The following is a 12,550-nucleotide window of genomic DNA, read 5'->3' as shown; positions in this document are numbered from 1 at the left end:
ATCGCGACGTCCGCCCTCGGATTTACGCCGTGCTTCGACGCGTGACGCAGCCCGTCCACCGGTTCCATCCGTCAAACGGAGGCAACGGGCTCGCGCTGCCGCAACGTCGGCACACGCGCCTGCGATTCATGGCGACACACTTCACGATCCGCGGCGGACTCGCCGCGACCATCGCCGGCTACACGCTGTTGCTGCTTTGCGTGATCGCCGGCAGCGCGGCGGGACTCTCCGCCAGCAACGCCGCGCTCGGCGCGATGTATCGCGACGACACCGCGTCGCTGCTGCATCTGAAAACGAGTTCCGAGCGCCTGCTGCAGATGCGCGGCACGCTCGGCGAGGTCGAGCAGCTGGTGAGCGCGGGGCAGACCGCGGACAGGCAGATCGCGCGGCTGCATGCGCTCCTCGGCGAAAGCAACCGCGAACTCGATGCGTTCAAAGGTCTGCATGCGCCCGGCAGCACGGAGAAGCCGCTCGTCGATGCGATGCTCGCAAGCCGCCAGCAGCTGCTGTCGCAACTGCTCGAGCACGGTCTGCAGGAACTCGACCAGGGCGACCTCGTCGGCTTCGTGACGACCCAGCGCGAAGCGCCCGCGTCGCTCTACGAGAACTACCAGACCGCGATCACCGCGCTCGAAGACTTCCAGGTGCAGCGCCAGAAGGCGCGTTTCGACGACACGCACCGGCACTTCGTCGCGATGCTATGGATGCTCGGCGGCGCGGGCGCAGTTGCGCTGATCGCGGCCTTCGTCGCGCAGCGGGTGCTGTCGCGCGCGATCGTGCAGCCGGTCAAAGTTGCGGTCGACTACTTCGCGAAGATCGCCGCCGGCGACCTGACAAGCACCATCGGCGCGCAACGCAACAACGAGATGGGCGTGCTGCTCGACGCGCTGCGCGACATGCAGAACGGCCTGATCGACACCGTGCGCACCGTGCGCCACGGCACCGAAACGATCGTGCAGGATGCGCGCGCGATCGCGGGCGGCAGCCTCGATCTGTCGAGCCGCACCGAACAGCAGGCGGCCGCACTGCAGCAGGCCGCGGCGAGCATGGAGCAACTCACCGCGACCGTGCGGCAGAACGCGGACAACGCGCTGAGCGCGAATGCGCTCGCATCCGGCGCGTCGAACATCGCGGCGCGCGGCGGCGCGGCCGTGCAGCAGGTGGTCGAGACGATGGACGCGATCTCGGGCAGCTCGCAGCGCATCGTGGGGATCGTGGGCACGATCGAGGGCATCGCGTTCCAGACCAACATCCTCGCGCTGAACGCCGCGGTCGAAGCGGCCCGCGCGGGCGAACAGGGTCGCGGCTTCGCCGTGGTCGCGAGCGAGGTGCGCAATCTCGCGCAGCGCTCGGCATCCGCCGCGAAAGAGATCAAGGAGCTGATTCACGACTCCACCAGCAAGGTGCGCGACGGCAGCGAACTCGTGCTGCGCGCCGGCTCGACGATGACCGAGGTGGTCGAGGCCGTCGGACGCGTGAGCGCGATCATCGCGCAGATCAGTCTCGCGTCAGGCGAACAGTCGAGCGGCATCGAACTCGTCAACCAGACTGTCGCGCAGATGGAAGACACAACGCAGCAGAACGCAGCGCTCGTCGAGGAAGCGTCCGCCGCGGCGATGTCGCTCGAAACGCAGACGAAGCAGCTCAACGAAGCGGTGGCGGTGTTCAGGTTGAGCGCGGCGTGAGCGGGTTTTGCGGCCGGTGCGGCAGTGTGTCATGTGCATGACGTGCCGCTCACGCGTCCGCTTGCGTCAAGCCTCCATGAACACCGCTTCGACGTTGTTGCCGTCGGGGTCGATCAGGAATGCTGCGTAGTAGCCTGGGCCGTAGTCCGCACGCAGGCCGGGCTTGCCGTTGTCGCGACCGCCGGCGCGCAGTCCCTTCGCATGAAAGTCATCCACGGCGGCGCGGCTCGTCGCGCGGAACGCGATGTGCGAGCCGTGAGCTGCCTGATGCGTGTCGCTTGCTGCGTAGAGCCATAGCGCGGGTGCGTCCGCGGGGCCGAGCCCCGCATAACCATCGCCGCTCGATGCCAGCGTGTGGCCCAGCGCGCCGAGCGCCTCGCGATAGAACGCGACGCTCTGGTCGAGGTCACGGGTGTGAATGCCGATGTGATCGAACATCTTCGGTCTCCGGGTGGTGGAGATCTGATGATGGTCGATGGGGGTTGGAAAATCCTGGGAAATCTTGCGGTGGGGGCCACGAGTGGACACGTAAATGAAACGCGCCGCGTCCATCGATCTTCATCGACTGCAACGCGGCGCGCGATCGGTGAAGAACGCTCCTCGGGCGCGCCCTTCACCGTAACGGCATTCAAACCGTCGCGATAGCCGGATCGCTCATGCTGTCGCGGCCCGTTTCGACGCGGCCCGCGAGGCGGCGCACGAACGAGGCGTCAGCGCTATCCGTAATCGAGATGTCGTACCAGCCATAGCTGCCGCGCAGGTCCCAGTAATCCTCGATGCGCTGTTCCGGCAGCAGCAGGAACACGCGCGGATAGCCCGTGCCGTACCTGTTCACGACCGTCACGCGGGTCGACGCCGTGCCGCGATTCGTGATGCGCAGCGCGATGTTGCCGTTCGCGACGTCGTAGCCGCTCACCACTTCGATGTTCGCGTGAGCGCGGCCCGTCGCGAGCGTCGGGTTGCCCGCGAACTCGCGCAGATAGCCGGCCGGACCGTGCACCGAAAACTGGTACTGCGGCGCCGTCGCGCTCAGCGGCGCGATCGTGTCCGACAGCTTCCGGTTCGCTTCGACCGTATACACCCACGGGCCATCGCTGCGATTGTTCGACGTCACATGGAACGCCGCACCCTGATTGCCCGTGTTGTCGAAGTCAAGCACGAAGCTCGTGCCGTCCACCCGACCGTGCACGAACAGCTCATACGGCAGCGCGCGCGACGGACGCAGACCCTGCTCCTGCTTCGGCAGCGATTGCGTAGCCGGCGGCACCGGGATGTAGTCGTTATGGCGCAGCTGGTCGGGCGGCGCGTAGCCGGCCGTGCTCGGCAGCGTCGGGAACGCATCGTTCGGGTTCCTGAAGTTGAATGCGGTCGTGAGATCGCCGCACACCGCGCGACGCCACGGCGTGATGTTCGACTCCGGGATGCTGTACTGACGACCGAAACGCGCTTCGATGAAACGGATGATCGACGTATGGTCGAACGTCTGCGAATTGACCCAGCCGCCGCGGCTCCACGGCGACACGACGATCATCGGCACGCGCGCGCCGAGGCCATACGGGCCAGCCTCGTCGCTCGGGTCGCCGGCGTAGTACTCATTGGTCGTCGCGACCGTCGACGCGCCCTTGCCGCCAGGCAGCGGCGCGTACGGCGGCACCACGTGATCGAAGAAGCCGTCGTTCTCGTCGTACGTGATGAGGAGCGCCGTCTTGCTCCACAGGTCCGGATTCGACGTGAGCACCGACAGCACCTGCTCGACGTACCACGCGCCATAGTTCGCGGGCCAGTTCGGGTGCTCGGTGTACGCCTCCGGCGCGACGATCCACGACACCTGCGGCAGCGTGCCCGCGGCAACGTCCTGCTTGAGCACGTCGAACAGCGTGCCGCCCGCGCTGATGTTGGTGCCCGTGCGGGCGCGGTCGTACAGCGGCGTGCCCGGCAGCGCGTTGCGGTACTGGTTGAAGTACAGCAGCGAGTTGTCGCCGTAGTTGCCGATGTACGCGTTCTCCGTCCAGCCCCACGAGCCCGCTGCGTTCAGGCCCGTGCCGATGTCCTGATAGATCTTCCACGACACGCCCGCGTTCTGCAGCACTTCGGGGAACGTGGTCCAGCCATAGCCGAGTTCCGCGTTCGAGATCACCGGGCCGCCGCCCGCGCCGTCGTTGCCGACCCAGCCGGTCCACATGTAGTAGCGGTTCGGGTCCGTCGGTCCAAGCAGCGAGCAGTGGTAGCCGTCGCAGATCGTGAATGCGTCGGCGAGCGAATAGTGGAACGGAATGTCGTCGCGCGTCAGGTACGCCATCGTCGTCGTGCCTTTGTTCGCGACCCACGCATCCCACTTGCCCTGGTCCCACGCGAGGTGCGTGGTCTGCCAGTCGTGCGGCAGATCCTGGATGAACTGCAGGCCGAGGTTCGCCGCGCCCGGATGAAACGGCAGCAGCGTGCCCGTGCCGTTCGGCTGGTTGAACACGGACTGCCCGTTCGGCAGCGACACTGGCCGCGGGTCGCCATAGCCGCGCACACCGCGCAGCGTGCCGAAGTAATGATCGAATGCGCGGTTCTCCTGCATCAGGATCACGATGTGCTGGATGTCTTCGATCGTGCCCGTCGCGTTGTACGCGGGAATCGCCAGTGCATTGCGGATGGACTGCGGCAGCGCGCCCATCGTGGCAGCAGCGCCGACCGTGTTGACCGCGAGACGCAGAAAGTCGCGTCGGTTCTTTGAAGTCATGTTGAGCCGTCCCCAGATCAGATATCGGTGAAGTTGCGATTGACTGCGTGGTGTGGGACCGCGAGACATCGCGCGCCGGAAGCGGCGGCACGCGCGCACTCGCGGCTTACTGCGGGTAGTGCATGACTGGAGAGGCAAGGCCGTCGCCGGACGGCGCGAGCGCAGCCTGCTGGGTGGGCTGCGGTGTCGAAGACTGCGAGGAATCCTGCTGTGCGTTCGCACTGGTCTGCGCGCCCGAGGTGCCGTCGTCGTTGCCGCATGCGGCGAGCGTCACGACGAGCAGTAACGCCAGCGACCCATACAGACAGCGCGTGGCACGCGCGCTATAGCCTGCATCGATGCTGCTGGTGGGGCGGCAGCCAGAGGAGCGCGGGTGATGAACCTGGCTCATGATCGCCTCGTTGTGATCGTTGGCGATCCGCTGTCGGGAGCGCCTCATCGCGCTTCACGCATCGGACTCATGCGCGCGCATCGATCCTTCGCTGAACGATCGAAACAGTGCAATGCGCGTTGCAATGCGATGCAGATGAAGCACGCGAAGCATAAGGCGCGAACCGTGTCAGCTTAATGACCCGTTCGCGGGCGCTCAGGCGATGCGCGCGATAGCGTTCATGCGGATTCCGTGATGGGTTCGTTGCGGAATCCGCCATCGCGATGCGCCGCCGCGCCGCCCCGGATGCAGCGCGGCGGTGTGTCGTGAAGCTGGACGCGCAGGCAGCGCTGCGACGTCCATCGACGGCAACATTACCTTCGGGAATTGCCCGCGGATGCAGGCATACCTACGACGCCCGACCTGTACTGCAGGAAGGCCGCACGATCGGCCTGACTCGATGGCTTCGTCGTTTGACCGGACTTCTGTCCATTCGCGTCGACGCTCCAGGACATCCAGCCGTCGGCATTCCCCTTGTCCGCTCTTGCTCCCATCGGGGTTGTACGTCACCCAGGTGGCCGTCCCGCCGTTGCCTTCGTTCCGGTCGAACGCGAACGAATCGGTGCGCTTGCCGCTCGCATCGTGGTTGACCCTTTCCGCCACCGCGCCCCGCGCGTTCAGCCCATATTGCACGCGGCTGCCGTCCGCGTTCGTGGCCGTCTGGTTCGTGAGCCGGCCCGAGTCCGGATCGTAGAAGTCCGCCCGGGCCTCGCGGCCGTCGGTGTACCGCGTCATCTGCGTCGTGCGGTTCCGCGCGTTGAACAGCGTCTCCTTGCGTCAGCCGTCGGCATCGTAGCCGCGCTCGCTGCCGGAGCCGTCGGCATTGAACTGGCCTTGCTGGATCGTCCTGCAGGTGCTGCCTGCGACGTTGACGCTGTAGCTGCCGTACTGGTCGTATGCACAGGTCGAGGTGGACAGCAGCTTGCCCCTGGGATCGACCGTGTGCGTCGACTGGATCCTGCCGTCCGGGTGGTGCTGGATGGAGGCGTCGCCGGCCCGATCTGGCGTCGCATTGCTGCGCGCGCCAGGATCGCGTGGATTGACGATATCGCTGTTGCTGAACGCGGCGTCCCGCCAGGCGTCATCGGCATCGCCATGGTACGGGATCGACGAATCGTTCGATGGGTTCAGGTCGGGTTGCGACTGCGTCGGCTGTGTGTCGCTCCAGCAGGTTTCGTGTCCGTCGACGGGTTGCAGCTCAGCGCAGGTTCAGTTCGCCGCCTGATTCACGAGCGCTTCGATCGCGGTAAGCGGTTTCACGAGTTCGTCGCTCGCGCGATGCCGGCGCTGCAGCCAGTCGGTCGCGTTGTACGACACCCACGTCCGTTCGTCGTCGTCCTGCCAGATCAGTGCTTTCAACGGCAGATCGAGCGCCGCGGTCGGCACGGCCTGCATCAACGGCGTGCCCGCGCGCGGGTTGCCGAACACGACGAGCTGCGACGGCTGCATCGCGAGCCCGGCCCGCGCCGCATCCGCATGAAAATCGATGCGCGCGAACAGCAGCAGGTGCCGCTCCTCGATCAGCGCGACGAGCTTGTCCGCAGTGTCGTCCACACTGTGCTGACTCGCGACGGTCACGATGCCGTCGCCCGATCCGTGATCCTGCATGGCTGTTCCCCTTATGCGGTATCGGCGTTCCACTCAGGCCGCATCGCCGGTGCGCTGCATCCGCCAATCAGCATAGGTCAACCGATGCGCGTTTGCGCTCTGTTCCGCGCGAGCGCCGCGGATTCCAGCGGACGCCCGGCAAGCGCGCAGATCCGCCGCACCCGCCACGCCGGAGGGTTACCCCGGCGCAACCGGCCCGCTTTTGCGACAATAGCGGACTTCCGTCGCCGCCAGGCCGCGGCCCTCACCGTTCCTCAACCTACCAACGGCCGTTCGCGGCGTGCTTCATGGCCTTTGCGCACATCCAACCTCTGTACTCGCTGTCGGGCTTTTTCGTCGGCTTCCTCGTCGGTCTGACAGGCGTCGGCGGCGGCTCGCTGATGACGCCGATCCTCGTGCTGCTGTTCCGCGTGCATCCGGCCACCGCCGTCGGCACCGACCTGCTCTACGCAGCGGCGACCAAGGCCACCGGCACGCTCGTACACGGGATGAAGGGCTCGGTTGACTGGCAGGTGACGCTGCGGCTCGCCGCGGGCAGCATTCCCGCCGCGACCATCACGCTGATCCTGCTGCACCGCTATGGAATGGACACGCCGCGCGCCGGGCGGCTGATCTCGGTCGTGCTCGGCGCCGCGCTGCTGGTCACCGCGCTTGCGCTGGTGTTCCGCCCGCAGCTTGCGAAGCTGGCGGGGAACCGCACGCGGGCGCGTGGCCAGGGCAGCACGCTGCTCTGGACGATGCTGACGGGTGCGATCCTGGGCGTACTGGTGTCGCTGACGTCGGTCGGTGCAGGCGCCATCGGCGTGACCGTGCTGCTGCTCCTCTACCCGAAGCTGCCCACCACCCGCATCGTCGGCTCGGACGTCGCGCACGCGGTGCCGCTCACGCTGCTCGCGGGCGCCGGGCACTGGCTGCTCGGCTCGATCGACTGGCCGATGCTGCTGTCGCTCCTGATCGGCTCGCTGCCGGGCATCGTGATCGGCAGCATGCTGGCATCCAGGGCGCCGGACAAGCTGTTGCGCAACCTGCTCGCCGCCACGCTGACGCTCGTCGGCGTCCGGCTCGTCCTCGCCTGAGTCCGCGTCCCGGTTAGCCGCGATCGCGCGGGCTCAGCGAAAGAACCGGCAGTTCAGGTCAGTTTCGAATTCGCGCACCCACCGTCCAGCATGACCCGCGTGATAAGACTGCGCCCAGCCGCCGCGCCGCACGGTGACGAGATACGGCGGGTCCGACGGCGGGTCCGACGGCGCGGCGGCCGGGTCGTCGCCCGAAGGCGGGTCGTCGGAGATCTCGACGTCGAAGTGCGCCGGCGCGAAACCGTGCCGTGCGCAGACCAGTTCGAAAGCGGCGCGGTCGCCGATCGGCAGATCGGTATAACCGTGCCCGCGAAGTGCCGTGCTCATGATGCTCTCCCGCTGATGCGCGCATTTCCGTGATACACCACACTAGCGCGCGTGCCAGGAAAGTTGTGTGTCGCTCCGCACTTGCGGCAACGCAACGTGCGAAATCGTGCGGATTGGATCGCGACCGGACGAATGGCACGGGCGTGCGTTCTGCCGCGCAACCCACGTTTCGCTTTCGCAAGGAGGCAAGGAAAAGGGGCGCCAGTTGGCCCGGCGCCCACTAGAGGAGGGTCACGGAGCAGGCGCGAGCGCGCACTCCGTCCTGAAAGGCGTCATTCACGAGAGCCGGCGGCGGCGATTGCCCAGCCGCGCCGGCCCGCTATTCCGACTAACTGCGCGTGCTGCTTACTGCGCCTGCACATTCAGCTTGTTCGACACCGACGTCACGCCCGCAACGCCCTTGGCGACTTCGCCGGCCTTGTCGATCTGGCTCGCATCGGGCACCGTGCCCGTCAGCGAGACCGCACCGCCGCGCGCGCGCACGGCGATGTTCGACACATCGATACCCTGAGCCTTCGCGAGCGCCTTGCGAACCTGCAGGCCCAGCGTGCGATTCTGCTTCTTGACTGCCTTGGCGCTCGGGGCGGGCGCGCTCGCCGCCATGGTGTCACTCGATTGCGCATACGCGCTGCACGCCACCACGACCGCAACTGCTCCACACAGCGCCTTCAGAAAATCGACCGATTTCATGATTTCTCCTTGTCACTTCGGTTTGGACCGCAAGACAGAAGCGGCCTGGTTACGACTTCTCGCGGCAACACCGCAGCCATGGTGTGGCTACGGCAGGAACCGGCCAAGCGGGTAACGCGATGTGCGAGAGACGAGAGGCGCCGGCCGCCGGCGTGCCAACCCGCGGCAACGACGACCGGTGTGCTGCCGACCTGCGCCGCGCGCCCGGTTCTGTTGGCAGTGCCCGGGTCGCGCCGCGCGGGCGGTGGAGCCCGGCAGCGATGGACAATTTAGTCTACGCGCAACAATAGCGCAAATGGCAGTGGGCGTAGTCCGCCCGCGGCAACCCGTGCGTCGACCCGCGCGATGGCCGCCCGGTGTACGTTCCCGCTCACGTTCTGTTACACACCGGTGACGCCCTGCACCGGCAAGAGGCGCCGCGCGGGCGGCAATCTCATGTACCATCGGCCCGAACGCGGCGGCCCGGTCCGGCGACGCATGCCCGCACCCGCGGGGCCCGGTCCGTCCGCACTGCCCGACCACTCTCTCTGCATCACGCACGCCGCGCACCATGAAGCGTTTCTCCGGCCGCAAACGTCCCCGTCTCGTCGCCCGCTTCGTCGCGATCTCATGGCGCGACCTCGCGGTCTCGTTCGGGCCGATCCTGCTGATCAGCGCCGCCGCGATCTATCTCGCGGTGCGGCTGATCCAGCCCGCGCCGCCCAGCACGATGACCATCAGCGCCGGTCCGCCCGGCAGTTCGTTCTGGAACGCGGCGCAGAAGTACAAGGACATTCTCGCGCGCAACGGCATCACGCTGAAGGTGCTGCCGTCGCAAGGCTCGCTCGATAACCTCACGCGGCTTTCCGATCCGCATTCGGACGTGGACGTGGGCTTCGTGCAGGACGGCGTATCGACGCCGAAGCCGCCCGAGGGGCTCGTCTCGCTCGGCAGCGTGGCCTACGTGCCGCTCGCGATCTTCTATCACGGCCCCACCGCGACGCGGCTGTCGGAGTTCAAGGGCGAACGTCTGTCGATCGGCAGCGAAGGCAGCGGCAGCCGGCAGCTCGCGCTTGCGCTGCTGAAGCAGAACGGCATCGAGCCAGGCGGTACGACGAAGCTGCTGTCGCTGTCCGCGGACGAAGCGGCGGACGAACTCGTCGCGGGCAAGGTCGACGCGGTGTTCCTCGCCGGCGATTCCGCGCAGCCCGCGATGATGGGCCGGCTGCTGCGCACGCCGAACATCCAGTTCTTCGACTTCGTGCAGGCCCAGGCCTACGCGAAGCGCTTTCCCTATCTGACCGCCATCGATCTGCCGATGGGCGCGTTCGACCTCGGCAAGAACCTGCCGCCGCAGACCTTGCACATGGTCGCGCCGACGGTCGAACTGGTGGCGCGCGATTCGCTGCATCCGGCGCTGTCCGATCTGCTGATCGAAGCCGCGAAGGACGTTCACGGCAAGGCCAGCCTGCTGCAGCGCGCGGGCGAATTCCCGTCGCCGCGTGTGCAGGATTTCCCGATCAGCGACGACGCCGCGCGCTACTACAAGTCGGGCAAGAGCTTCCTGTACCGGTCGCTGCCGTTCTGGGTGGCGAGCCTTGCCGACCGGCTCGTCGTGCTGCTCGTGCCGATCATCGTCGTGCTGATTCCGGGCCTGCGGCTCGTGCCGTCGCTGTACGCGTGGCGCGTGAAGTCGCGCATCTATCGCTGGTATGGCTCGCTGATCGCGATCGAGCGCAGCGCGCTCAGCGACACGTCCACGGAAGAGCGGCGCAACCTGCGGCAACGGCTCGATGCGATCGAAGACTCCGTCAACGGCCTGAAGATGCCGCTCGCGTATGCGGACCAGTTCTACGTGCTGCGCGAGCATATCGGTTTCGTGCGCGAGCGGCTGCTGCACGAGCGCGCCGCGCCCGAAGCGGGCGACGATCCGTCCGCCGGCGAGCCTGCCGGCAAGGACGAAGATGACGAAGACAACCGGCGCGGCGGGGAAGCCGAACACGTGCCGCCCGACGAGGCCTGAGGTATCGCCCGATGCACGCGGGCGCGCCTTCCGCGTAAGATCGTAGCCATTCCGACGCACGGGCAGATGCCGATGCCTTCTGTCCGCCATCGGCGGCGGCACGTGCTGCCGACCGCGGACAGATGGCGCGTCGGGCCTGGCCACACGGGCTCACGGGCTTACTGGAGACGTACAACATGACTCAAGGCATCGACGCCACCCAGCCGCGCTTCTTCTACGATTTCGTTTCGCCGTTCTCGTACCTGCTGCTCGAGCAGTACGACAAATGGCCGAACTTCCCGTTCGTGATGACGCCGGTGATGCTGTACGACCTCTACCAGCACTGGGGTCAGCGGCCTGCGTACGAGGTGCCCACCAAGCGCGGCTTCATCTACCGTCACGCGCTGTTTCGCGCGGAGCAGCTGGGCATTCCGTTCCGGATGCCGCCGCTGCATCCGTTCGACTCGACCAACGCGATGCTGCTCGCGATCGCCGGCGGCGGCGAAGTGCCGCTCGTGCGCGAGATCTTCCGCTTCATCTGGCGCGAGGGACACGATCCTTCGGTCGAAGAAAACTTCAAGGCGCTGTGCGAACGCGTCGGTATTTCGGATGGCCACGCGCTGGCCGGCTCGGACGCATTGCGCCACGAGCTCACGAACAACACCGAGCAGGCGATCCGGCTCGGCGTGTTCGGGGTACCAACGTTCCGCCTGAACAATCAGATGTTCTGGGGCGAGGATGCGTTGCCGATGGTGCTGTACTGCGCGCGCACGCCGAACTGGCTCGACTCGAAGGAAGTGAAGCGCATCAGCAAGCTGGCGGCCGGCAGGCCCGGCACCGTGCTCGGCCACGACTGACGTCTTCACGCGAGGGGCCGGCGCATCTCGCGTGATGCCGGCCATAACGCGCGGCTGCGCCGGTGCGATAGAAAGCAGCCTAAGGTTATGCGACTTCAGTAACGGGCTCTGCCCGCCGGTGCAACGCATGGATGACGATCACGCCAATTCGCTCGATATCTGGCTCGTGCGCGTGCTGCGCACGCTGCTGGTCGAACGCAGCGTGACGCAGACGGCGCTGCGGCTGAACCAGACCCAGCCCGCGATCAGCACGGCGCTGCGCAAGCTGCGCGAAGTGCTCGGCGACCCGATCCTCGTGCGCGGCAAGTCCGGCATGGTGCCCACCGAATACGGCGAGTCGCTGCTGGGTTCGGCGCAGCGCGTGCTGCGCGAGGTCGACTTCGTCGCGACGCCGCATGGCGACTTCGAACCGGAGCGCTCGCGCCGCACGTTCCGCGTGGCCGCGCCGGATTATCTGAACGACTTCTTCATGCCGACCGTGATCGCGGCGTTTCGCGAGGCGGCGCCCAATGCGCGGCTCGAGATCGAGTCGCTGACGCCGACGCTCGATCACACCGAAGCGCTCGACGCGGGCGAACTCGATCTCGTGATCGGCAACTGGCCGAAGCCCGATCCGCGCTTCGAACGCAGCGACCTGTTTGCCGACACTGTGGTGTGCATGATGCGCGCGGACCATCCGCTCGCGAAAGACGGCCGGCTCACGCGCGACGCGTACCTCGCCGCGCCGCATCTCGCGCCGACGCATTACAGCGGCGCGCGCGGCAACGCGATCGACATCGGTCTCGCGCGGGCGCGCGCGGAACGCCACATCGTCGCGACGCTGCCGTACTTCGGGCTCGTGCCGCAGGTGCTGCTGCAATCGGATCTGATCTTCACGACGACGCGCCGTTTCGCGACGCACTACGCGCAGCTGCTGCCGCTCGCGGTGGTCGAGGCGCCGATTCCGTTTCCGCGCATCCGCTGTTATCAGATGTGGCATCCGCAGCCGGACCGGCCGGGCGATATCGAATGGTTGCGCGAGCTGATGTCCCGCGTGTCGGAGAAGTTGACGTCGCACGCGCCGCGAAGCGCGCGGCGTGGGGTGCGGAAAGAGGATTGAGTGGGGAGGTGTTGCGCCTTGCAGGTACGGCGTTTCGCTTGAAACCGCGGTTGAAACCGCGTGTGAAAC

12 protein-coding genes are annotated in these 12,550 nt (G+C 66.9%); 5 read left to right on the top strand and 7 right to left on the bottom strand.

Annotated features, from left to right (window positions below; all coding sequences use genetic code 11):
- The first annotated feature begins 128 nt into the window (after window positions 1-128).
- Window positions 129-1,685, top strand: a complete 1,557-nt coding sequence (locus tag DVS29_RS13975; protein WP_118181065.1) for a methyl-accepting chemotaxis protein — start codon at window positions 129-131, stop codon at window positions 1,683-1,685.
- A 66-nt stretch (window positions 1,686-1,751) separates the two neighbouring features.
- On the opposite strand, the gene DVS29_RS13970 is transcribed toward DVS29_RS13975, so the two are convergent.
- The 5 genes from DVS29_RS13970 to DVS29_RS13950 form a co-directional block, all read right to left on the bottom strand.
- The gene (locus tag DVS29_RS13970; protein WP_118181064.1) at window positions 1,752-2,123 is read right to left on the bottom strand and encodes a VOC family protein; all 372 of its coding nucleotides are present in this window, start codon (window positions 2,121-2,123) and stop codon (window positions 1,752-1,754) included.
- 190 nt (window positions 2,124-2,313) lie between these two features.
- A complete protein-coding gene (locus tag DVS29_RS13965; RefSeq protein ID WP_118181063.1) occupies window positions 2,314-4,413 on the bottom strand; it encodes a phosphocholine-specific phospholipase C in 2,100 nt (699 codons plus the stop codon).
- A gap of 106 nt (window positions 4,414-4,519) precedes the next feature.
- The gene (locus DVS29_RS13960; protein WP_124800634.1) at window positions 4,520-4,804 is read right to left on the bottom strand and encodes a hypothetical protein; all 285 of its coding nucleotides are present in this window, start codon (window positions 4,802-4,804) and stop codon (window positions 4,520-4,522) included.
- A 195-nt stretch (window positions 4,805-4,999) separates the two neighbouring features.
- Window positions 5,000-5,578, bottom strand: a complete 579-nt coding sequence (locus DVS29_RS13955; RefSeq protein ID WP_118181061.1) for a hypothetical protein — start codon at window positions 5,576-5,578, stop codon at window positions 5,000-5,002.
- Window positions 5,579-6,052: 474 nt separating this feature from the next.
- Entirely contained in the window at window positions 6,053-6,451 is a 399-nt protein-coding gene (locus tag DVS29_RS13950) for a DUF302 domain-containing protein (protein WP_118181060.1), read from the bottom strand.
- A gap of 287 nt (window positions 6,452-6,738) precedes the next feature.
- Between DVS29_RS13950 and DVS29_RS13945 the strand changes: the two genes are divergently transcribed.
- Complete coding sequence (locus tag DVS29_RS13945; protein WP_118181059.1) at window positions 6,739-7,527, top strand: sulfite exporter TauE/SafE family protein; 789 nt, start codon at window positions 6,739-6,741, stop codon at window positions 7,525-7,527.
- 33 nt (window positions 7,528-7,560) lie between these two features.
- Here DVS29_RS13945 and DVS29_RS13940 read toward each other — a convergent pair whose 3' ends face one another.
- Window positions 7,561-7,854, bottom strand: coding sequence for a hypothetical protein (locus DVS29_RS13940; protein ID WP_118181058.1), 294 nt, complete (start codon window positions 7,852-7,854; stop codon window positions 7,561-7,563).
- Window positions 7,855-8,199: 345 nt separating this feature from the next.
- Complete coding sequence (locus DVS29_RS13935; RefSeq protein WP_118181057.1) at window positions 8,200-8,544, bottom strand: BON domain-containing protein; 345 nt, start codon at window positions 8,542-8,544, stop codon at window positions 8,200-8,202.
- 550 nt (window positions 8,545-9,094) lie between these two features.
- Between DVS29_RS13935 and DVS29_RS13930 the strand changes: the two genes are divergently transcribed.
- From DVS29_RS13930 to DVS29_RS13920, 3 genes are all read left to right on the top strand, one after another.
- Window positions 9,095-10,546, top strand: coding sequence for a TAXI family TRAP transporter solute-binding subunit (locus DVS29_RS13930; RefSeq protein WP_118181056.1), 1,452 nt, complete (start codon window positions 9,095-9,097; stop codon window positions 10,544-10,546).
- Between the two features lie 176 nt (window positions 10,547-10,722).
- Entirely contained in the window at window positions 10,723-11,382 is a 660-nt protein-coding gene (locus DVS29_RS13925; protein ID WP_118181055.1) for a 2-hydroxychromene-2-carboxylate isomerase, read from the top strand.
- A 127-nt stretch (window positions 11,383-11,509) separates the two neighbouring features.
- Window positions 11,510-12,481: a LysR substrate-binding domain-containing protein gene (locus tag DVS29_RS13920; protein WP_118181054.1), complete on the top strand. Its 972-nt coding sequence runs from the start codon at window positions 11,510-11,512 to the stop codon at window positions 12,479-12,481.
- The last annotated feature ends 69 nt before the right edge of the window (window positions 12,482-12,550 follow it).

The organism is Paraburkholderia phosphatilytica (assembly GCF_003443895.1).
GTDB lineage: Bacteria > Pseudomonadota > Gammaproteobacteria > Burkholderiales > Burkholderiaceae > Paraburkholderia > Paraburkholderia phosphatilytica.
Note: the sequence above shows the minus strand (reverse complement) of the source record. Positions and strands in the feature narration are given on the sequence as shown.